The organism is Cupriavidus sp. FW305-3-2-15-C-LB2, from assembly GCF_058787575.1.
Genome location: NZ_JBYSZW010000031.1, coordinates 66,534 through 87,256 on the forward strand (window position 1 = coordinate 66,534; position 20,723 = coordinate 87,256).

Below are 20,723 nucleotides of genomic sequence, written 5' to 3' on the forward strand. Positions count from 1 at the left end.
CCGATGCGGCCTGGGCCGCCTTGGCCTGAATCATACAAGAGCCGCCGCGCCAATCCGTCACCTGCGGCGCCTTTGCGCGTCCGACTCCGTGCGGGCGTCCACGTATAATCGCCGGATGCCTGCCTCCGCCTCCAGCACCGCCCTGCGCACCACCCAGCAGCCGCGCCCGATCCGGCCGCTGCCGGACCAGCTCATCAGCCAGATCGCCGCCGGCGAAGTGGTGGAACGACCGGCCTCGGTGGTCAAGGAGTTGCTGGAAAACGCGCTCGACGCCGGCGCCACGCAGCTCGGCATCCGGCTGGAAGAAGGCGGCGTGCGGCGCATCGTCATCACGGACAACGGCTGCGGCATCCCTGCGGCAGAGTTGCCGGTCGCGCTGATGCGCCACGCCACCAGCAAGATTGCGTCGCTCGACGAACTGGAATCAGTGCTGACGCTGGGCTTCCGCGGCGAGGCCCTGGCCTCGATCGCCTCGGTGTCCCAGCTGGCCCTGACCAGCCGCACCGCGGCCGATGCCCATGCCACCCAGGTCAGCGCCGATACCGGCACGGTGCAGCCTGCCTCGGGCGGGGTCGGCACCACCGTCGACGTGCAGCACCTCTACTTCAACACGCCAGCGCGCCGAAAGTTCCTCAAATCGGAGCAAACCGAGCTGGGGCACTGCCTGGAGATGGTACGGCGCACGGCGCTGGCGCGGCCCGACGTGACCATCTCGGTCCACCACAACGGCAAGCCGCTGGAGCACTGGAATGCCGGCGACGTCGCCACCCGTACCGCGCAGGTGCTGGGCAATGACTTTGCCCGCGCCCGCCTGCCACTGGACGAAGAGGCCGACACGCTGCACCTGTATGGCTTTGCCGGGCTGCCCACCGCCTCGCGCGGGCGGCCGGACCAGCAGTACTTCTTTGTCAACGGCCGCTTCGTGCGCGACAAGCTGCTCAATCACGCGGTGCGCAGCGCCTACCAGGACGTGCTGCACGGCGACCGCTTCCCGTCCTATGTGCTGTGCCTGGACCTGCCGCCGGAGATGGTCGACGTCAACGTGCACCCGTCGAAGATCGAAGTGCGCTTCCGTGAATCGCGCGCCGTGCACCAGTTCGTCTACCACGCGGTGCAGCGTTGCCTGGCGCGGCAGGCCGGCGGGAACGGCGACAGCCTGCATACCGATGCCGACGGCGAGATCACCCTGCCGTCTGGCGGCGCGACACCGGCGGGCGGCGCACGGCCGGGCTATGGCGGCGGCAGTGGTGGCGGCGGCCAGTGGATCAATTATTCCGCGGCACGCCAGACCGAACTCGGCATCGCCCAGCCACGCCAGGCCTACCTGGGCATGGTGCGCGATGCCGCCGCACCGGCGGCGCGGCCGTATGGCGCCATGCCCGGCACCCCGGCGCAAGCGCCGGCCTGGCTGGCCGACGCGCAGGCGGCACGCGCCGACGACCCGCCCGGCCTGCTGGACCGCCTGCCGCCGGCCGCGCGCGCCGGCTTTGCCGATCCTGCCGACGCCCCCGACGACCACCCGCTCGGCTACGCCATCGCCCAGCTGCATGGCATCTATGTGCTGGCGCAGAACGCGCGCGGGCTGGTGCTGGTGGATATGCATGCCGCGCACGAACGCATCCTGTATGAGCAGATCAAGGCCGGCCTGGACGCGCGCGACCTCGCGGTGCAGCCGCTGCTGATCCCGGTCACGCTGCCCGGCAGCCCGGTCGAGATCGGCGTGGCCGAAGAACACCAGGAGACACTGACGCTGCTGGGCTTCGATATCGCCCCGGTGTCGCCCACCACTCTCGCGGTGCGAGCGGTGCCGGCGCTGCTGCAGCAGGCCGATGCCGAAGCGCTGGCGCGCGATGTGTTGCGCGACCTGCATGCCTACGGCGGCTCGCGCGTGCTGGCCGAGCGCCGCAACGAACTGCTGGCCACCCTCGCCTGCCACAGCGCGGTGCGCGCCAACCGCAAGCTCACGCTCGAGGAAATGAATGCGCTCTTGCGCCAGATGGAGCAGACCGAGCGCGCCGACCAGTGCAACCACGGCCGCCCGACCTGGGTGCAACTGACCGTGACCGAGCTGGACCGGCTGTTCCTGCGCGGGCAATAAGCCGCTCGCCCCACGATTCATCCAAGGCTTTCGATGTCCGCCGTACCCCACGATTCCGCCACGCATCCGCCCGTGGTCTGCCTGCTCGGCCCCACCGCCTCGGGCAAGACCGCGTCCGCGCTGGCGCTGGCGGCCGACGCGCCGGTGGAGATCATCAGCCTGGATTCGGCGCTGGTGTACCGCGAGATGGATATCGGCACCGCCAAGCCCACGCGCGAAGAACTTGCAGCCGCGCCGCACCACCTGATCGACATCATCGACCCGGCCGACAGCTACTCCGCGGCGCAGTTCGTCACCGATGCCGAACGGCTGATCGCACAGATCCGCGCGCGCGGCCATGTGCCGCTGATCGTCGGCGGCACCATGCTCTACTACAAGGCACTGACGCAGGGGCTCAATGACCTGCCCCAGGCCGATGCCGCGCTGCGCGCGGAGCTGGACCAGCTTGCCGCCGAGCGCGGCTGGCCGGCGCTGCATGCGATGCTGGCCGAGGTCGACCCGGTCACCGCGGCGCGGCTCGCGCCCAATGACGCGCAGCGCATCCAGCGCGCGCTGGAGATCCACCGCCTGTCCGGCCAGCCGATGTCGGCACTGCTGGCGCGCCAGGCCGAGGGGCGCACCTTTGCCGGCGCGGCGGACCAGCGCTTCCGCGTGATTGCGCTGGAGCCATCGGACCGCCTGGCGCTGCACGCGCGCATCGCTCAGCGTTATGACGCGATGCTGGCCAACGGCTTTATCGAGGAAGTCGAGCGGCTGCGCCGGCGCGGCGACCTGCATCCGGGCTTGCCGTCGATCCGCTGCGTCGGCTACCGGCAGGTATGGGAGTACCTGGACGGCGACGCAGACTTTGCCACCATGCGCGAGCGCGGCATCGCCGCCACGCGCCAGCTGTGCAAGCGCCAGCTGACCTGGCTGCGCAGCACGCCCGAGCGGCTGGTGGTGGATTGCCTGGCGCCCGGGTATGTCGACCAGGTGCGCAAGCTGGCGGACTTCGGGCACTGACCCGGTTGCATGCAAGCTGGCATGGCAAGTGACGCACAGGCGATAATTCCGAATTCCTGTTTTCCGGAGAGCCGACCCAGCATGTCCAAGCCCGCCTTCACGCTCCGCCCCGCCACCGCCGCCGACAGCGAGACGCTGTTCAACCTGATCCTGGCGCTGGCCGAATACGAAAAGCTGACGCATATTGTCGAAGCCACGCCGCAGAAGATCCAGGATGCACTGTTCGGCGCCACGCCGCATGCCGAAGCGGTGCTGGTCGAAGTCGACACCGATGGCGGCCGGCAAGCCGTCGGCTTTGCCCTCTTCTTCCACAATTTCTCAACCTTCCTGGCCAGGCCCGGCCTGTACCTGGAAGACCTCTATGTCGATCCGGCCTGGCGCGGCCACGGCCTGGGCAAGGCGCTGCTCAAGCACCTCGCGGCGCTGGCGGTCGAGCGCGGCTGTGGCCGCTTCGAATGGTCGGTGCTGGACTGGAACCAGCCGTCGATCGACTTCTACCAGGCCATGGGTGCGGACGTGCTGCCCGACTGGCGCATCTGCCGCGTGACCGGCGAGGCGCTGGACAAGCTCGGCGCGAGGTAAGAACGGCAACCGGTCCGACGCCGCTGTTATACACTTGATAGCAGGCCGCCATACAATAGCGACACCGACTGTCTTTTTTTCCGGGCCGCCAACGCCAACCGCCATGCCACAAACCAAAGCCGACCTGCCCGCCACCGACGGTATCAATGAGACCGACACGGACAGCGCGCGCGGCGCGTCGGTCGAGGCAATCGCCGACCGCATCCTGACCGCGATCTGGGAGCACCGGCTGCCGCCGGGTACCAAGCTGGTCGAGGAAAAGCTGGGCGGCGTGTTCGGCGTGAGCCGCACCAAGGTACGGCTGGCCTTTGCCAAGCTGGCGCATGAAGGCGTGCTGACGGTCCATCCCAACCGCGGCACCTTCGTCTCCAGCCCGAGCGTGGCCGAAGCGCGCCAGGTGCTGCATTCACGCCACCTGCTGGAACCCGCGCTGGTGCGCGACCTGGCCGGCGCCATTGGCGCGCCGGGGGTGCGCGCGCTGCGCGAAACCACGCGCCAGGAAGCGCAGGCGCGCGACAGCAACGACCGCCGCGCCATCATCCGGCTGTCGGGCGAGTTCCACTGCAAGCTGGCGGAAATGACCGGCAACCAGTACCTGGGCAAGTACATGCGCGAGCTGTGCTCGCTGACCTGCCTGATCATCGCGCTCTATGACGCACCGGGCGTGCCGTCCTGCCCGCACCATGAACACGACGACATCGTCGATGCACTGGAAGCCGGCGACGGCGAGCACGCCGCGCGGCTGATGTCCGAGCACCTCGGCCATGTCGAGAGCACGCTGCGGCTGCAGGCGCCGGCCGAGGAAAAGGTCGATCTCGAAGCGGTGTTCGCCGCGGTCTGAGCCGCGGCGTCATCGGCGGCGAAGTGGCTTAGCGGTGCTCGATGCGCGCTGCCAGCGCCGCGGGCAAACCCAGCGTGGGCTTGGCATCCGGGCGGCGGAACGTGCCCGCGGTGGCCTTGCGCGGCTGCAGCGCGACCAGCGCCTCGGCCTGCTTGACGGCGGCGGCCATCTGGTCGACCACCGGCACCGGAATGCGGTCGCGCACGCGCGCGGCCAGGCCGGCCAGCGGCGCGCCGGCCAGGATCACCACATCGGCTTCATCCTCCGCCACGGCGCGGTTGGCCAGTTCCACCAGCACGGCTTCCTTCTCTTCCTGGACGTCCGACACCGAGGCAAAGCTGCCGTCCAGCATGCGGATGCCGGCCAGCCGGCTGCGCAGGCCATGCATGTCCACGCACTCCTCATACCAGGGCCCCAGCGCCCGCGCAAAGGTCACGATGGCAAAGCGCCGGCCCAGCATGCAGGCCGACAGCATCGCCGCCTCGGCCATGCCCACCACCGGCAGGTCGAACAGTTCGCGCGCGCCCATCAGGCCGGGGTCGCCGAAGGCCGCGATGATGGCCGCGTCGAACTGGCCATGGTGCTCGGCCAGCATCTCCAGCGCGATGGCGCCGCCGATCTGCGCCTCGGCGCGCGTGGCGATATAGGGCACGCCGCGGCTGGCGGTCAGCGGCACCAGCTCGGTGCCGGGGGCCGCGGCCTCGGTGGCCGCCGCCATCAGCCGCGCGGTGATGCCTTCGCTGGTATTGGGATTCAGGACAAGGATTCGCATGACGGTTATCCGGCAGGGTTGAGCAGCGGCGCCAGCACGCTTTCGGCCAGCCTGGCCGCGGCCAGCACGTTGCGGTCGGCACCGCGCGGGCCGGCGATCTGCAGGCCCGCCGGCAGCCCGTCGCGGCCATGGCCGCAGGGCACCGAAATGGCCGGCGCCAGCGCATGATTGAAGAAGGGCGTGAACACCGCATGGGCGCGCGGCTCCACCGCCACGCCGCCGATCCGCTCCGGCCCGAGCCGGTCGTTGCGCCACGCCACGCACGGGGTGGTCGGGCACAGCAGCAGGTCATAGCGGGTAAAGAACCCGGCCACGGCCAGCGCGATCTGGTGGCTGGCTTCGCGCGCGCGCGCCACGTCGGCGCCGCTCCAGGCCAGCCCGCGCTCGATCTGGCGCGCCACGTCGGGATCGAACAGCTCCGGGTCGCGGCGCCAGGCCTCGCCGTAGAGATTGGCCAGGCCGACATGCTGCAGCGGCATCAGCGCGGCCTCGTCGGCGCCCTTCGGCCAGGCCGGGTCGGCACGCTCGATGGTCAGGCCCGCGGCCTGCAGCCGGGCCACGGCCTGCTCGAAGGCCTGCGCGACATCGTCGTCGACCGGCGTGTCCAGGCCCAGGCGCGGGCTGACCGCGATCTTCAGCGTATGCAGCGGGCGCGCGGCGCCAAGCGAGAAGCCCAGCGTATCGGGATCGCGCGGATCGGCGCCGGCCAACGCCTCGAACATCAGCTCGGCATCGGCCACCGTGCGCGTGATCGGCGCAATCACCTGGATGCCGTTGAAGGCATGGGGAAAGCCGACCGAATCGGGAATCGCGCCGTAGGAAGGCTTGAAGCCGACCACGCCGGCATGCGCGGGCGGGCGCCGGCTGGAACCGCCGCCGTCGGTGCCCAGCGCCAGCGGCGCCATGCCGGCCGCCACCGCCACCGCGCAGCCGCCAGACGAGCCGCCCGCGGTCAGCGTGGCATCGAGCGGATGGCGCGTCAGCCCGTAGACCTTGTTGGTGGTCAGGCCCTTGCAGGCGAACTCCGAGGTATTGCCCATGCCGAGCACGATCGCGCCGGCCTGGCGCAGGCGCTCGACCGCGATCGCGTCGGCGGGCGCAATGAAGTCGCGATACAGCTGCGAACCCTGCGTGACGCGGCGGCCCTGGCTCCAGATCACGTCCTTGACGATCACCGGCACGCCCGCCAGCAGCGGGCGCTCGCCCTGCGCCAGGCGCGCGCGCAGCTGCGCCAGGTCGGCATCGACCAGCTCCTGGCGCTGCTCGAACACGGCGTTGAGCTGGTCATTGCGCGCCGCGATGCGAGCCTGGAAGGCGGCGACCACCTCGGCGGGATCGAGGCGGCCCCCCGCGACGCGGGCCGCGATAGTGGTGGCGTCCAGGCGGTTGGTCAGTTCCATGTCAGTCGTTTCAGTCAAAGCATTGGCAAGGCTGCCGTCACAGGCTGCCGCCCGAGGTGCGATAGCGCGGCCTGGCCATCTCCGGCAGGCCGCACGGCAGGAACTGGCCGTGGCCGGCCTCGGCCAGCACCTCGCCCTCATGCGCCACCACCTTGCCGCGCACCAGCGTGGTCACCGGCCAGCCGGTCACGCGCAGGCCTTCATACGGGGTGTAGTCGACAGCATGATGCAGGTCGGCGTTGCGGATCGTCACTTCACGCTGCGGATCCCAGATCGCCAGGTCGGCATCGGCGCCGATGGCAATGGTGCCCTTGCGCGGATGCAGGCCGTAGAGCTTGGCGGGGTTGGTCGAGGTCAGCGCGACGAACTGGTTGACCGAGATGCGGCCGCCCACCACGCCAGCCGAGAACAGCAGCGGCAGCCGCGTTTCCAGGCCGGGGATGCCGTTGGGGATGTACTGGAACGGGACTTCCTTGCCGCCAGGCTTCTTGCCCTGCGCGTCTTCGTAGCGGAACGGTGCATGGTCGGACGAGAAAATGGTGAAGAGGCCGTCGGCCAGGCCGTCCCAGATCACTTCCTGGTTGCTGCGGTCGCGCGGCGGCGGGCTGCACACGCACTTGGCGCCGTGGTAGCCGGGCTGGTCGAGGTCTTCGGCAGTCAGGAACAGGTACTGCGGGCAGGTCTCGGCAAAGATCTTCATACCGCGGTTGCGCGCCCAGCGGATCTGCTCCACCGCTTCCTTGCCCGATACATGGACGATCAGGATCGGCACGTCGACCAGCTCCGAGAACGTGATGGCGCGGTGCGTGGCCTCGCGCTCGATCGCCATCGGCCGGGCCAGCGCGTGAAACTTCGGCGCGGTGTTGCCCGCCGCTTCCAGCTTCTCGGTCAGCCAGGCGATGCAGTCCGAATTCTCGGCGTGCACCATCACCAGCGCGCCCTCCTGGCGCGCCACCGACAGCACCTCAAGGATCTCGCGGTCGTTCAGCTTGAGGTCGTCGTAGGTCATGTAGACCTTGAACGACGAATAGCCCTCGCGGATCAGCCCCGGCAGTTCGTCCTGCAGCACCGCCTCGGTAGGATCGGCCACGATCAGGTGGAAGGCGTAGTCGACCACAGCCTTGCCATCGGCGCGCTGATGGTAGTCGTTCACCGCGGCGCGCAGCGAATGGCCCTTCTCCTGCGCGGCGAACGGGATCACGGTAGTGGTTCCGCCGCAGGCCGCCGACACCGAGCCGGTGCCGAAGTCGTCAGCCATCCTGAGGCCGTCCGGCATCGGCTGGTCCAGGTGGCAGTGCGCATCGACGCCGCCCGGCAAGACCAGCTTGCCGCTGGCGTCGATGGTCTGCGCGGCCTCGCCCAGGTCGTGGCCGAGCTGTACGATGCGCCCGCCGGCGATGCCGATATCGCACTGCATGGTGTCGCTGGCGGTCACGACGGTGCCGTTGCGGATGATCAGGTCGAACTGTTTCACGATACTGCTCACGAGAAGATTGTTACTGCCGCTCACCGTGGTCCGCATTCAGCGGTCCGCGTCGGACAGGTGCATGCGATTGGTTTCCCGCGCGGCCGCCGCGGCGATTGCGATCAGCGCGCACACCGCCGCCAGGTACAGCGCAACGGGCGCGGTGCTGCCGAAGCGGTCGAGCAGGCCCACCGCGATCAGCGGGGCCAGCGCGCCGCCGAACACACCGGCGAACTGGAAGCCGAGCGAGGCACCGGTCACGCGCACCCGGGTGGCGAACAGCTCCGGCAGGAACGACGCCAGCGGCGAGAACATGAACGACACCAGCACCATGCCGACGAACGAGGCCAGCATGATCAAAGCCGGGCTGCCGGTCTTGACCAGCGTGAAGAAGACAAAGGCCCACACCGCACCGCCGATGCCGCCGATCATCAGCACCGGGCGACGCCCGATGCGGTCGGCCAGGTAACCGGCCACCGGGATGAACAGGATCTGCGCCACCGCACCCAGCAGCACGGCATTGAGCGCGATGCTCTTGGGCAGGCCCAGCTTGGTCGGCACGAAGTACAGCAGGAACAGCGTGAACACGTAGAAGGCGATATCGCCGCCCAGCCGCGCGCCGAAGGCGATCAGCAGCTGCTTCTTGTAGTTGCGCAGCACTTCCATGATCGGCGCGCGCGCTTCGGCGTGGGATTCCTCCAGCTTCTCGAACATGCCGGATTCACGCACGTTGGAGCGGATGTAGAGCCCAACGCCCACCAGCAGCGCCGACAGCAGGAACGGCACGCGCCAGCCCCAGCTCAGGAAGGCTTCTTCCGAGACCTGCCAGGTCACCAGCGCGAATACGCCGTTGGCAAGCAGCAGGCCGATCGGCGCGGCGAGCTGCACCAGGCTGCCGAGGATGCCGCGCCTTTTCCCTTCAGGGTCGAGCTCGTTGACCATGATCGCCGCCCCGCCCCATTCGCCGCCCAGCGCCAGGCCCTGCACCACGCGCAGCAGCACCAGCAGCACCGGCGCCAGCGCGCCCGCGGCGGCATAGGTCGGCAGCAGGCCGATACCGAAGGTGGCCAGGCCCATCATCAGCAGCGTAATGATCAGGATGGACTTGCGCCCCATCTTGTCGCCGAAGTGGCCGAAGATCGCCGCGCCCAGCGGCCGCGCCACGAAGGCAACGCCGTAGCTGGCAAAGGACAGCAGCGTCGCGGTCAGCGGGTCGCTCTGCGGGAAGAACAGCTTGGGGAAGACCAGCGCGGCGGCCGATCCGTAGATGAAGTGGTCGTAGAACTCGAGCGTGGTGCCGGCGAGGCTGGCCCCCGCGACGCGCGCGACGGACTGCTTCTGGGCCGACGCGCCTTTTGCCGCTGCGTCGATGCTGACTGCTTGCATGGTGGATCCTCCAATGGTCCTGGCCTGCCCCCAGCGCCGCCGGTGGTTGCCGGCATCGCGCGGAGGCGTTGTCTCCGGACGCGGCATACGTGTGCTGCGTCTTTGCTCAGTACATTAGGCGATAAACCGCCATACAATCAAGCAAAATATTGTTTATCAGACTTGGTGCAGATGCATGCTGGATTTTGGTGCGATGCACGAAAACGGGACTCGGCCAGCGCAGGGCACAAAGCGGGTGTGAGCCTTTGGGTAAACCCTTATGAGCCGTACGCAGGACGAAAAAAAAAAGCGCATGCCCTAAGGCATGCGCCGTTCTTGCCGGAAGGCTTCGGTGTCGTCAGACCACGATGGTCTGCGCCTCGCCCTCGGCGCGTTCGCGGATCTCACCGATCTGCCACACGGCCTCGCCGGCCGCTTGCAGGTGGCGGATGGCGCGTTCAGCGTCTTCCTTGGCCACGATCACGACCATGCCGATGCCGCAGTTGAACACGCGGTGCATTTCGTCGTCGGCCACGCGGCCCTGCGCCTGCAGCCACTGGAACAGCGGCGGCAGCGTCCAGGCATCGCGCTTGAGCACGGCGGTGACGTCCTGCGCCAGCACGCGCGGCACATTCTCGGTCAGGCCGCCGCCGGTGATATGGGCCATGCCCTTGACCGGCAGGGTTTCGATCAGCGACAGCAGCGGCTTCACGTAGATGCGCGTCGGCGCCATGATCGCGTCCTGCAGGCGCTGGCCGTGGAAGTCGGCGTTCAGGTCCGGCCTGGCCACTTCGATGATCTTGCGCACCAGCGAGTAACCGTTGGAGTGCGCGCCCGACGAAGCCAGGCCCAGCACCACGTCGCCCGGGGTGATGGTGCTGCCGTCGATGATCTTCTTCTTTTCGACCGCACCGACGGCAAAGCCGGCCAGGTCGTATTCGCCGTCCGGGTACATGCTGGGCATTTCGGCGGTTTCGCCGCCGATCAGGGCGCAGCCGGCCAGTTCGCAACCGCGGGCGATGCCCTGGATCACGGTGGCGGCGGTGTCCACGTCCAGCTTGCCGCAGGCAAAGTAGTCGAGGAAGAACAACGGCTCGGCACCCTGCACCAGGATGTCGTTGACGCTCATGGCGACCAGGTCCTGGCCGACGGTGTCATGGCGGTTGAGCTGGAACGCAAGCTTGAGCTTGGTGCCCACGCCGTCGGTGCCCGACACCAGCACCGGCTCCTGGAACTTCTTCGACAGTTCGAACAGCGCACCGAACCCGCCGATGCCCGCCATCACACCTTCGCGCATGGTGCGCTTGGCAAACGGCTTGATGCGGTCGACCAGTGCGTCGCCGGCATCAATATCAACACCGGCGTCGCGGTAGGAAAGGCCTGCCTGGCCGGCGGTCGGGGATGCGCTCATGGGAACCTGCTTGTCCTGGAGGAAATAAAGTGAGGAATCCGGCGCTCGGGCCACCGCGGCTTCCGTTGCTTGGCATCGGAACGCGGGCGCGAGTCCAGTAGAATTGCAATTTTAACGGATAGAGGCCCCCCGCTTCCAGTTTCCGGCGAGATTCCGCCGCAAACGGCGCAGTCGCCCGTCCTTCCCAACTATTGATGAATGCCCCGCTGTTGAACCAAGAGGCCAAGCGTATCCTGCTCTGGGTCGTCGTGGCCGTCGCGCTGTTCGCCGCCATCATCGCGCTGGCGCCGGTGCTGACGCCGTTCCTGTTCGCGTTCATCTTCGCCTATGTCCTGAACCCGGGCGTGGACTGGCTGCAGCGCCGCCGGGTGCCGCGCGCAATCGGCGTGACGCTGATGATCCTGCTGCTGACGGTGATCTGCGTGATGCTGGTACTGCTGGCAATCGCGGTGCTGCAACGCGAGATCCCGCAGATCCGCGAACAGTTGCCGATCCTGCTGAAGAAGCTCAACTCCGTGGTCTCGCCCCGGCTGGCGGAGTTCGGCGTGCGCATCCGCTTTGACTTCCCGGGCCTGCGCAACATGCTGTCGGACCGCTTCTCGGCCAGCCCGGAAGACCTGCTGGTGGTGTTGCTGAACTACGTCAAGATGTCGGGCTCGGCGCTGATCACGGTGGCCGGCATCGTCTTTATCGTGCCCATCGTCATGTTCTACCTGATGATGGACTGGCACATGGTGATGCGCCGCATTGAGGGCGTGGTGCCGCGCCGCTGGGTGCCCAAGGTGCGCGAACTGACCAACGAGACCGACGCGCTGCTGTCGCAATACCTGCGCGGCCAGATCCTGGTGATGGTGATCCTGGCGGCGATCTACTCGATCGGTCTGACCATCGCCGGCTTCGATATCGGCGTGCCGGTCGGGGTCTTCACGGGACTGGCGGTGTTTATCCCGTATATTGGCTTTGGTGTCGGGCTGGTCATGGCGATCCTGGCCGCGCTGCTGCAGTTCGGCAACTGGTACGGGCTGGCCGCGGTGGCGGTGGTCTACGGCTTCGGCCAGTTTATCGAGAGCTTTTACCTGACCCCGCGCCTGGTGGGCGAACGCATCGGCCTGCACCCGCTGGTGGTGATCTTCGCGCTGCTCGCCTTCGGCCAGCTGTTCGGCTTCTTCGGCGTGCTGCTGGCGCTGCCGACCTGTGCCGTGCTGCTGGTCGGTGCGCGGCAGGTGCGGCGGGTTTACCTGGCCAGCGACCTGTACCGAAAATAACGGCTGCCCCACTGCTGCCCACACCCGCAAGTTAGCCATACGTCATGTCCCCGCGTCCCAAGCAACTGTCGCTCGAGCTGGGCAGCCCGCCGCCTTCGACCTTCGAGAATTTCGTGGTGGCATCCAACCGCGAAGCGGTGCAGCGCCTGCGCGAACTGCCCGCCGCGCTCGCCCAGGAGCACGCCAGCGACCGGCTGGTCTACCTGTGGGGCGAGGTCGGCTGCGGCCGTACCCACCTGCTGCACGCGCTATGTGAGGCCGGGCCGCAGCACGGCATCCGCAGCCGCTACCTGAGCCCACACCACCCGCTGTCGGACTTCCTGTTCGACCCGTGGTGCCAGCTCTACACCGTCGATGACGTCGAGCTGCTGGATGAAGCGCGCCAGATCGCGGTGTTTTCGCTCTACAACGAGGTGCGCGCCCACGTGCGCACCGCGCTGGTGGTGGCCGGCGGCCTGGCCCCGCGCGCGATGCCGGTGCGCGAAGACCTGCGCACGCGCCTGGGCTGGGGCCTGGTGTACCAGGTCGCGCCGCTGTCGGACGACGACAAGAAGGCCGTTGTGCTGCATGCGGCACGCGAGCGCGGCCTGCAGCTGTCGCCGGAGATCACGCACTGGCTGGTGACGCGGCATTACCGCGACATGCCAAGCCTGATGGCGCTGCTGGACGCGCTCGACACCTACTCGCTGGAACGCAAGCGGCCGGTGACGCTGCCGCTGCTGCGTGAAATGTTTGCTGAATTCCGGGATTAGCGCCGGATCGGCGCCCATACCGCACCCAATGCGGCCCCGGCGCCTGCCTGCCTGCCCGCCCGACCTCTCGCCTTAAGGTAAAATCGCCGCCCATGAATCTGGCACTCTTTGACCTCGACCACACCCTGATCCCGACCGACAGCGACCATGAATGGGGCCGCTTCCTGGTCCGCCTGGGCGTCGTCGACGAGGAAACCTACCGGCAGAAGAACGACGAGTTCTACGGCCACTACAAAGCCGGCACCCTCGATATCCAGGCCTTCCTGCGCTTTGCGCTGGCGCCGCTGGCGGCCAACCCGCGCGACCGGCTCGATGCCATGCGGGTGCGCTTCATGCACGAGGTGATCGACCCGGTGATCACGCCGCAGGCGCGCGCGCTGGTCTACAAGCACCTGGAAGCCGGCGACCTGTGCGCCGTGGTGACCGCCACCAACAGCTTTGTCACCGCGCCGATCGCCGCGGCCTTCGGCATCAAGCACCTGATCGCCACCGAGCCCGCCACCATCGACGGCAAGCCGGAAAGCCAGTTCACCGGCGAGGTCCACGGCGTGCCCAGCTTCCGCGAAGGCAAGATCACCCGCGTCGAATCCTGGCTCAGGAGCCAGGGCGCGCAGTGGGACCACTTCGAAACGACCACCTTCTACAGCGACTCGGCCAACGACCTGCCCTTGCTGGAAAAAGTCTCCGAGCCGATCGCCACCAACCCGGACGATCGCCTGCGCCACCACGCCGCCGCGGCCGGCTGGCGCATCATGGATCTGTTCTGACGTGATCAAGAAGCTCATTACCCGGCTGCTGGGCAAACCCAGCCCCAAGCTGCGCCGCACCGGCCGCGCCCATACGCCGCGCATCGTCGGCGCCGACGAACACCAGATCGACCCCGCGCTGCTGTCGCGCAATGCCGTCAAGGTCACCTCCACGCTGCAGCAGGCCGGCTACCAGGCCTACATCGTGGGCGGCGCGGTGCGCGACCTGCTGCTCGGCATCAAGCCCAAGGATTTTGACGTCGCGACCAACGCCACGCCCGACCAGGTGCAGGCGCTGTTCCGGCGCTCGCGCATCATCGGCAGGCGCTTCCAGATCGTGCACGTGACCTTCTACGGCGGGCGCGAGCAGGAAATCATCGAGGTCTCGACCTTCCGCGCGCTGGTCGACGCCATCGCCAGCGAAACGCTGCCCGAAGGCCGCCGCCTCAAGCGCGCCGAGCTCGACAGCAAGACCCATGCGATCGATGCCTCGGGCCGGGTGCTGCGCGACAACGTGTGGGGCTCGCAGGCCGAAGACGCGGAACGCCGCGACTTCACCATCAACGCGATGTACTACGACCCGGCCGCGCAGACCGTGCATGACTACCATCACGGCATGGAAGACATCCGCGCGCGCACGCTGCGCATGATCGGCGACCCGGTCACGCGCTACCGCGAAGACCCGATCCGGATGCTGCGCGTGGTGCGCTTCGCCGCCAAGACCGGCTTCGACATCGACGAGGCCACGCGCCACCCGATCGCCGGCCTGGCGTCGCTGATCCACAACGTGCCCAGCGCGCGCCTGTTCGACGAGATGCTCAAGCTGCTGATGTCCGGCCACGCCTGGGCCTCGCTGCAGGAGCTGCGCAAGGCCGGCCTGCACCAGGGCCTGCTGCCGCTGCTGGACGTGGCGCTGGAGCAGCCCATGGGCCAGCGCTTCGTGCAGCTGGCGCTGGACAACACCGACCGCCGCGTGCAGGCCGGCAAGCCGGTCTCGCCGGGCTTCCTGTTCGCCGCGCTGCTGTGGCACCACGTGCTGCAGCGCTGGACCAGGCTGCGCGAGGAGGGCGAGCACGCCATCGCCGCGCTGAACACCGCCATGGACATGGTGCTGGAAAAGCAGACCGGCCAGCTGGCGATCCAGCGCCGCTTTGTCACCGACATGCGCGATATCTGGGGCATGCAGCCGCGCTTTGAAAAGCGCGTGGGCCGCATGCCGTTCCGGCTGCTGGAGTCGCCGCGCTTCCGTGCCGGCTTCGACTTCCTGCACCTGCGCTGCCAGTCGGGCGAGCTGCCCGAGGAACTGGCCGCCTGGTGGCAGGACTTCCAGGACGCCGACCCGGGCGAGCGCGAGGACCTGATCGACGCGGTACGCAGCGCGCGCGGCCCTGGTGGTCAAGGCGGTCATGGCAGTCAGGGTGGCCAGGGCGCCGAGGGCGAAGGCCCGGCACGCAAGAAGCGCCGCCGGCGCGGTCCGCGGAAATCGGATAAAGTGTCTTCCCGGAGCGACACGGACGCGGGCGAGGCAGCACATGCCGGCCCCGGCCAGCCGGAGGAAACCTAAATGACGCTTGCCTTCATCGGCATCGGGGCCAATCTTGGCGATGCCCGCCAGGCCATCAAGGACGCCATCGTGTGTCTGGCCCAGCAGGTCGGCATCACGGTGCTGGCGCGCTCATCGCTCTACCGCACCGCCCCGGTCGATGCCGGCGGCGACGACTACTACAACGCGGTGGTCAAGGTGCAGACCTCGTTCACCGCGGCGCAGCTCCTGCGCATCTGCCACCACATCGAAGACCAGTTCGGCCGCGAGCGGCCGTTCCGCAACGCGCCGCGCACGCTGGACCTGGACCTGCTGCTGTTCGGCGACGAGCAGCACGACCACGAGCACCTGACGGTGCCGCATCCGCGCCTGACCGAGCGCGCCTTCACGCTGGTGCCGCTGCTGGAGCTGGACGCCGCGCTGGCCATCCCCGGGCGCGGACGCGCCGCCGACTACCTGGCCGGCGTGGGCGCGCAGCGTATCGAGAAGGTGTCCACCTGCAAGTGCCTGCGCATGCAGGCCGCCGCTGGCGAGACCGGCGATGGCGGCAGCCCTGGCTGACCCCGCCCGGCTGCGCCCGCGGCGCAGCCTTCCACCCCACTGAAGCCCGGAGCGCCATGCTCGATCACCTGCGCCGCATCGTCGTCGAAGGCCCCGTCGGATCCGGCAAGACCTCGCTGGCCCAGCGCCTGGCGCGCACGCTGCAGGCCCAGGAGCTGCCCGACAGCGCACGCCGCAGCCCCTTCCTCGAACCCTTCTACCGCGATCCCGCGCGCCATGCGCTGGCGCTGCAGCTGTGGTGCCTGACCCAGCGCGCGGTGCAACTGCAGCAATGGCAGGCGGGGGTGCTGGCCGGACAGCGCATGGTCACCAATTTCCTGATGGCCAAGGACCGGCTGCACGCGGCGCTGACGCTGTCCGACGACGAACTGGCGCTCTACGACGCCATCGCCGCACGCCTTGACCTGCCGCCGCAGCGCGCCGACCTGGTGATCGTGCTGCAGGCCACCCCGTCGCTCCTGCGCGAGCGCATCGTGCGCCGCGGCGAGCCCGGCGAGGCCGGCATCGACGAACACTACCTGCAGCGCCTGGCCGGCGCCTACGGCGAATTGTTCCACCGGTACGACGACGCCCCGGTGATGGTGGTCGACACCGCCCACTTCAATCCGGTGGACAATGATGACGATTTCCGTACACTACTGTCGCGCATCGAAAACATGCGCGGCCGCAAGGCCTTTCTCAATCTCGCTGCGCCCTGACAGGCCACGCCTGCCAGACCCAACACAATAACGACGGCTGTCGTTGCCGTGCGGGCGGCCCTCCCGGCACCGGCAAAGCCGTCCTATATGGGCACTGCCATGAGCTACCTCCTCGATCCCTCCCGCAAGACCATCACGATTCCCAAACTGCAGGCGATGCGTGACGCCAGCGAGAAAATCGCCATGCTGACCGCGTACGACTCCAGCTTCGCCGCGCTGCTCGACTACTGCGGCGTGGAAATGATCCTGGTCGGCGATTCGCTGGGCAATGTGATGCAGGGCCAGCAGACCACGCTGCCGGTCACGCTGGAACAGATGGCCTACCACACCGAATGCGCGGCGCGCGGCAACCAGACCTCGCTGCTGCTGACGGACCTGCCGTTCGGCACCTATCCCACGCCTGAGGCCGCGTTTGCCAGCGCGGTCACGCTGATGAAGGCCGGCGCGCAGATGGTCAAGCTCGAAGGCGGCGACTGGCTGGCGCCCATCGTCAAGTTCCTGGTCGAGCGCAGCATCCCGGTATGCGCGCATATCGGCCTGACGCCGCAGTCGGTGCACGCGCTGGGCGGCTTCAAGGTGCAGGGCAAGACCAACGCCGGCGCGGCCCAGCTCAAGCGCGACGCGCTGGCGCTGCAGGCCGCCGGCGCGCAGGTGGTGCTGATGGAGGCGGTGCCCGCGGCGCTGGCCGGCGAGATCACGCAATCGCTGACGGTCCCCACCATCGGCATCGGCGCGGGCGCGGACTGCTCAGGCCAGGTGCTGGTGCTGCAGGACATGCTCAATGTCTACCCGGGCCGCAAGGCCAAGTTCGTGCGCAACTTCATGGACGGCCAGACCTCGATCGAGGCAGCCGTGCGCGCCTACGTGGCCGCCGTCAAGGACGGCAGCTTCCCCGCCGCCGAGCACACCTTCTCCGCCTGAGCCGGTGGAGATCGGCACCGCCACCGCCGACGCCTTCCGCCTGCTGGCCAGCGGCGACGCTGGCCTGTGGTTCATCGTCTGGACCTCGCTGATGGTGGCGGTGCTGGGACTGGCGCTGGCCACGGTGCCGGCGATCGCCGCGGCCTGGCTGATCGCCACCCGGCAGTTCCCGGGCCGGCGTGCGGTGGTGGTGGTGGCGCAGGCTTTCCTGTCGTTCCCGACCGTGCTGGTCGGGCTGGTCCTCTACCTGCTGCTGACGCGCCAGGGCCCGCTGGGCAGCCTGCACCTGCTGTTCACGCCGGCGGGCATGGTGCTGGGGCAGGCGGTGATCGGCTTCCCGGTGGTGCTGGCGTTTGCGCTGTCGACCCTGCAGGGCGCCGACGTGCGCCTGCGCGAGACCGCCTGGGTGCTGGGCGCAGGCCGCTGGCGCACCTTCCTGACCGTGATCCGCGAACTGCGCTTCGGGCTGATGGCGGCAGTGGTCGCCGGCTTCGGGCGCGTGATTGCCGAAGTCGGCTCGGCCCTGATGATCGGCGGCAATATCGAAGGCTCGACCCGCACCATCACCACGGCCATTGCGCTGGAAACCAGCAAGGGCGAGTTCGCCCAGGGCATTGCGCTGGGCATCGTGCTGGTGGCGCTGGCGCTGCTGGTCAATATCGGCATGGCCTGGCTGCAGGGTGCCGGAGGCTTCCGCCGATGACCCCCTCAGTTGCCCATGACCACAGCCCGCTGCTGACCGTGCGAGGGCTGGCGCGCACCATCGGCCTGCGCAAGCTCTTTGCCATCGACAGGCTGGTGATCCCGCGCGCCACCGCGATCGTGCTGACCGGCATGAACGGCGCCGGCAAGACCACGCTGCTACGCATGCTGGCCGGGCTGGAGCCGGCACCCGGCGCCAGCGCGCAGTGGACCGACGCGCACGGCCAGGCGCACGACGCCCCCCTCTCCCCGCTGCCGCCGGCGTTGCGCCAGCGCATTGCCTACCTGCACCAGCATCCGTACCTGTTCCGCACCTCGGTGCGCGAGAACATCGCCTACGGCCTGCACGCACGCGGGATGCCGCGCGACGAGATCGCCCGCCGCGTGGGCGAGGCGCTGGGCTGGGCCGGCGTGTCGCACCTGCAGGACACCGCGCCCGAATACCTGTCAGGCGGCGAGATCCAGCGCGTGGCGCTGGCGCGCGCCAAGGTGCTGGAGCCGGAGTTGCTGCTGCTGGATGAGCCTACCTCGAGCCTGGACGGCCATGCGCGCGAACAGGTGATTGGGCTGGTCGGCGACCTGGCCGCCGAAGGCCGCACCGTGGTGATGATCTGCCACGACCGCGAGCTGATCAACCTGCCGGGCGTGGTGCGCTGGAAGCTGGGCGACGGCGTCCTGGACACGCACCACCCTTAGTCTTCAGGCTTACTGACTCAGCGTCGCCGGCATCGCGCCGCGCAAGGCGTTGACCAGGACGATGGCCTCGGCGCGCGCGAGCATCGCGCGCGTGATCACCGCTTCCGTCACCACTTCGCCGGGGGCGCCCAGGGCCGCCCCTCCCTCGTCCAGCGCCACCGCGCGCATCACGCCGGGCAGGATGTCAGCCGACAGCGGCGGCGTCAGCCAGCGGCCATCGATACGGACGAAGACCGAGCTGCGCCCGCCTTCCAGCAGCTCACCGCGCGTGTTGAAGAACAGCAGGTCAAAGCCACCGGCACGCTCGGCGGCCTGCCAGCCCGCATCGAACACTGCGCGCGCGCTGGTCTTGTGGCGGCGCAGCGGATCGGCGGCGGGTAGTGGCTCGGGGGCGATATCGATCCTGACCGGACCGGCCGGCATCGGTGCCACCGCGCCGCTGGCAAATGCGAGCGCGCCGCGCTTGTCCACGCTCATACGCAGGCGCCATGTCCCCGCGCCCAGCTGCGCTACCTGAGCGGCCACCGCGTTGCGTGCCGCATCGGCATCGAAAGCGAAGCCGAACGTATGTGCCGAAGCGCCAATGCGCGCAAGATGCCGCGCCAGGTAAAGGCACTCGCCGTCCTGCACGCGCATGGTTTCGAACAGCGTAAAACCGGGATCGTGCCGCGTCAGGAAACGCGCCTTCCAGCCGCATTCATCGAACTCCTCCGCCGCGACGCTGTCATGGACGATGCCGCCGCCCACGCCCATTTCACCCGCGCGCAGGCCGGTATCCGCGAGAGGCGCCAGTACCAGCGTGCGGATTGCCACCGACAGCGCGAACGGTCCCGCGGTACCTTCGTCGGTTGGCACATCGATCCAGCCGATCGCCCCGGTGTACAGCCCGCGCGGCGTGCCTTCCAGTTCGGCAATGATCTGCATGGTGCGCCGCTTGGGCGCGCCGGTGATGGAGCCGCACGGGAACAGCGCCGCCATCAGTGCGCCAAAGCGCGTGCCGGGCCGCGCCGTCGCGGTGACGGTAGAGGTCATCTGCAGCACCGCGCCAAACGGCTGCACCGCAAAGCGCTCCGGCACCGCCACGCTGCCCGGCTGCGCGATGCGCCCCAGGTCGTTGCGCAGCAGGTCGACGATCATCACGTTCTCGGCGCGGTTCTTGGCATCGGCGGCCAGCGCGGCGGCGGCCTGCGCATCGCGCACGGCATCGCCCGATCGCGGCGCGGTGCCCTTCATCGGCCGGGTCAGCAGGTGGCCCTGGCCGTCGTGGCGCACGAACAGCTCGGGCGACAGCGACAGCACCGTGGCACGATCCGGCAGGCTGGCCAGCACGCCATACGGCACCGGCTGCGCGGCGCGCAGCGCGGCATACAGCGCCACCGGGTCGCCAAAGGCATCGAAGTGCAGGCGCTGGGTGTAGTTGACCTGGTAGGTGTCGCCGGCTTCGATCCACTGGTGGATGCGGGCGATGGCATCGTCGAATGCCTCGCGGGAGGTATCGGAGGCCACGTCCATCAGGCCCGCCGGCCTGGGGTCGGCTTTCGCCTGCAGCCACGCCGTGACCGCCGCGGCATCGAGCCGGCGCAGGTTGCGGAACCACAGCAGGCGCAGCGCGCCGTCGTGGAACGGCATCGCGTTGCCGGTGTGCACCGGGGCATCGACCAGCGCGCCGCCGAATTCGTAGGGGGCAAACAGGGTGGCATGCCAGCCCTGGCGCCAGCCTTCGGCAAGCATGGTGTCGAGCTGCGCGATGTCGCTGCCGGCGGGCAAGACGTCTTCACGGATGAAGCCGGTGTAGAGGCGTGATGCGGCTTGCGCCGCCGGGGCCGTGGCGTCGTCGAGAAGGACGAAGACATCTCCTCCCCCTGGCTGGGTGCTCCCCTCGCCCGCTTGCGGGAGAGGGGCC

Annotated in this window: 19 protein-coding genes; 13 read left to right on the forward strand and 6 right to left on the reverse strand. The window is 68.8% G+C overall.

Annotation, left to right across the window (positions count from 1 at the left end; all coding sequences use genetic code 11):
• The first annotated feature begins 115 nt into the window (after window positions 1–115).
• The 4 genes from mutL to AC3WRR_RS21625 all read left to right on the forward strand — a co-directional run bounded on the left by mutL (window position 116) and on the right by AC3WRR_RS21625 (window position 4,523).
• Entirely contained in the window at window positions 116–2,098 is a 1,983-nt protein-coding gene (gene mutL / locus AC3WRR_RS21610) for a DNA mismatch repair endonuclease MutL (protein WP_492298100.1), read from the forward strand.
• Between the two features lie 33 nt (window positions 2,099–2,131).
• The gene (miaA, locus tag AC3WRR_RS21615; protein ID WP_492298102.1) at window positions 2,132–3,100 is read left to right on the forward strand and encodes a tRNA (adenosine(37)-N6)-dimethylallyltransferase MiaA; all 969 of its coding nucleotides are present in this window, start codon (window positions 2,132–2,134) and stop codon (window positions 3,098–3,100) included.
• 81 nt (window positions 3,101–3,181) lie between these two features.
• On the forward strand, window positions 3,182–3,682 hold the full coding sequence (locus AC3WRR_RS21620) for a GNAT family N-acetyltransferase (RefSeq protein WP_058697798.1): 501 nt from the start codon (window positions 3,182–3,184) through the stop codon (window positions 3,680–3,682).
• Between the two features lie 103 nt (window positions 3,683–3,785).
• Entirely contained in the window at window positions 3,786–4,523 is a 738-nt protein-coding gene (locus AC3WRR_RS21625; protein WP_492298104.1) for a GntR family transcriptional regulator, read from the forward strand.
• 28 nt (window positions 4,524–4,551) lie between these two features.
• Here the strand turns inward: AC3WRR_RS21625 and AC3WRR_RS21630 are convergent, their stop codons facing one another.
• The 5 genes from AC3WRR_RS21630 to purM all read right to left on the reverse strand — a co-directional run bounded on the left by AC3WRR_RS21630 (window position 4,552) and on the right by purM (window position 10,936).
• On the reverse strand, window positions 4,552–5,295 hold the full coding sequence (locus tag AC3WRR_RS21630; protein WP_010815018.1) for an aspartate/glutamate racemase family protein: 744 nt from the start codon (window positions 5,293–5,295) through the stop codon (window positions 4,552–4,554).
• 5 nt (window positions 5,296–5,300) lie between these two features.
• A complete protein-coding gene (locus tag AC3WRR_RS21635) occupies window positions 5,301–6,695 on the reverse strand; it encodes an amidase (RefSeq protein ID WP_492298107.1) in 1,395 nt (464 codons plus the stop codon).
• A 37-nt stretch (window positions 6,696–6,732) separates the two neighbouring features.
• Window positions 6,733–8,169, reverse strand: a complete 1,437-nt coding sequence (gene hydA / locus AC3WRR_RS21640) for a dihydropyrimidinase (protein WP_041687507.1) — start codon at window positions 8,167–8,169, stop codon at window positions 6,733–6,735.
• A 48-nt stretch (window positions 8,170–8,217) separates the two neighbouring features.
• Complete coding sequence (locus AC3WRR_RS21645) at window positions 8,218–9,546, reverse strand: MFS transporter (RefSeq protein ID WP_010815021.1); 1,329 nt, start codon at window positions 9,544–9,546, stop codon at window positions 8,218–8,220.
• Window positions 9,547–9,883: 337 nt separating this feature from the next.
• A complete protein-coding gene (purM, locus tag AC3WRR_RS21650; RefSeq protein ID WP_011615979.1) occupies window positions 9,884–10,936 on the reverse strand; it encodes a phosphoribosylformylglycinamidine cyclo-ligase in 1,053 nt (350 codons plus the stop codon).
• 194 nt (window positions 10,937–11,130) lie between these two features.
• On the opposite strand from purM, the gene AC3WRR_RS21655 reads away from it, so the two are divergent.
• From AC3WRR_RS21655 to AC3WRR_RS21695, 9 genes are all read left to right on the forward strand, one after another.
• Window positions 11,131–12,201, forward strand: a complete 1,071-nt coding sequence (locus tag AC3WRR_RS21655; RefSeq protein ID WP_492298109.1) for an AI-2E family transporter — start codon at window positions 11,131–11,133, stop codon at window positions 12,199–12,201.
• 44 nt (window positions 12,202–12,245) lie between these two features.
• The gene (hda, locus tag AC3WRR_RS21660; RefSeq protein WP_058697801.1) at window positions 12,246–12,953 is read left to right on the forward strand and encodes a DnaA regulatory inactivator Hda; all 708 of its coding nucleotides are present in this window, start codon (window positions 12,246–12,248) and stop codon (window positions 12,951–12,953) included.
• Between the two features lie 92 nt (window positions 12,954–13,045).
• Window positions 13,046–13,720, forward strand: a complete 675-nt coding sequence (locus tag AC3WRR_RS21665; RefSeq protein ID WP_058697802.1) for a histidinol-phosphatase — start codon at window positions 13,046–13,048, stop codon at window positions 13,718–13,720.
• Between the two features lies 1 nt (window position 13,721).
• Window positions 13,722–15,263, forward strand: a complete 1,542-nt coding sequence (gene pcnB / locus AC3WRR_RS21670) for a polynucleotide adenylyltransferase PcnB (RefSeq protein ID WP_010815026.1) — start codon at window positions 13,722–13,724, stop codon at window positions 15,261–15,263.
• Window positions 15,264–15,803 carry a 2-amino-4-hydroxy-6-hydroxymethyldihydropteridine diphosphokinase gene (folK, locus tag AC3WRR_RS21675; RefSeq protein ID WP_010815027.1) on the forward strand — a complete coding sequence of 180 codons (540 nt, stop codon included), beginning with the start codon at window positions 15,264–15,266 and terminating at the stop codon, window positions 15,801–15,803. It abuts the gene before it with no gap.
• A gap of 56 nt (window positions 15,804–15,859) precedes the next feature.
• Complete coding sequence (locus AC3WRR_RS21680) at window positions 15,860–16,501, forward strand: deoxynucleoside kinase (protein WP_010815028.1); 642 nt, start codon at window positions 15,860–15,862, stop codon at window positions 16,499–16,501.
• 99 nt (window positions 16,502–16,600) lie between these two features.
• Entirely contained in the window at window positions 16,601–17,422 is an 822-nt protein-coding gene (panB, locus tag AC3WRR_RS21685; protein ID WP_492298112.1) for a 3-methyl-2-oxobutanoate hydroxymethyltransferase, read from the forward strand.
• Between the two features lie 4 nt (window positions 17,423–17,426).
• The gene (locus tag AC3WRR_RS21690; RefSeq protein ID WP_010815030.1) at window positions 17,427–18,125 is read left to right on the forward strand and encodes an ABC transporter permease; all 699 of its coding nucleotides are present in this window, start codon (window positions 17,427–17,429) and stop codon (window positions 18,123–18,125) included.
• Entirely contained in the window at window positions 18,122–18,820 is a 699-nt protein-coding gene (locus AC3WRR_RS21695; protein ID WP_010815031.1) for an ATP-binding cassette domain-containing protein, read from the forward strand. Before AC3WRR_RS21690 ends, AC3WRR_RS21695 begins: the two co-directional genes overlap by 4 nt.
• A gap of 9 nt (window positions 18,821–18,829) precedes the next feature.
• Here AC3WRR_RS21695 and pabB read toward each other — a convergent pair.
• Window positions 18,830–20,723: aminodeoxychorismate synthase component I (pabB, locus tag AC3WRR_RS21700; protein WP_492298114.1), on the reverse strand; the 1,894-nt coding region annotated here is incomplete at its 5' end.

Excerpts from the sequence above, each read along its gene's own strand:
- AC3WRR_RS21625 (WP_492298104.1), top strand. The coding sequence starts at position 3,786 with ATGCCACAAACCAAAGCCGACCTGCCCGCCACCGACGGTATCAATGAG.
- AC3WRR_RS21695 (WP_010815031.1), top strand. The coding sequence starts at position 18,122 with ATGACCCCCTCAGTTGCCCATGACCACAGCCCGCTGCTGACCGTGCGA.
- AC3WRR_RS21645 (WP_010815021.1), bottom strand. The coding sequence starts at position 9,546 with ATGCAAGCAGTCAGCATCGACGCAGCGGCAAAAGGCGCGTCGGCCCAG.
- AC3WRR_RS21630 (WP_010815018.1), bottom strand. The coding sequence starts at position 5,295 with ATGCGAATCCTTGTCCTGAATCCCAATACCAGCGAAGGCATCACCGCG.
- AC3WRR_RS21635 (WP_492298107.1), bottom strand. The coding sequence starts at position 6,695 with ATGGAACTGACCAACCGCCTGGACGCCACCACTATCGCGGCCCGCGTC.
- AC3WRR_RS21665 (WP_058697802.1), top strand. The coding sequence starts at position 13,046 with ATGAATCTGGCACTCTTTGACCTCGACCACACCCTGATCCCGACCGAC.
- AC3WRR_RS21655 (WP_492298109.1), top strand. The coding sequence starts at position 11,131 with ATGAATGCCCCGCTGTTGAACCAAGAGGCCAAGCGTATCCTGCTCTGG.
- hda (WP_058697801.1), top strand. The coding sequence starts at position 12,246 with ATGTCCCCGCGTCCCAAGCAACTGTCGCTCGAGCTGGGCAGCCCGCCG.
- AC3WRR_RS21620 (WP_058697798.1), top strand. The coding sequence starts at position 3,182 with ATGTCCAAGCCCGCCTTCACGCTCCGCCCCGCCACCGCCGCCGACAGC.
- AC3WRR_RS21680 (WP_010815028.1), top strand. The coding sequence starts at position 15,860 with ATGCTCGATCACCTGCGCCGCATCGTCGTCGAAGGCCCCGTCGGATCC.
- purM (WP_011615979.1), bottom strand. The coding sequence starts at position 10,936 with ATGAGCGCATCCCCGACCGCCGGCCAGGCAGGCCTTTCCTACCGCGAC.
- panB (WP_492298112.1), top strand. The coding sequence starts at position 16,601 with ATGAGCTACCTCCTCGATCCCTCCCGCAAGACCATCACGATTCCCAAA.
- folK (WP_010815027.1), top strand. The coding sequence starts at position 15,264 with ATGACGCTTGCCTTCATCGGCATCGGGGCCAATCTTGGCGATGCCCGC.
- miaA (WP_492298102.1), top strand. The coding sequence starts at position 2,132 with ATGTCCGCCGTACCCCACGATTCCGCCACGCATCCGCCCGTGGTCTGC.
- mutL (WP_492298100.1), top strand. The coding sequence starts at position 116 with ATGCCTGCCTCCGCCTCCAGCACCGCCCTGCGCACCACCCAGCAGCCG.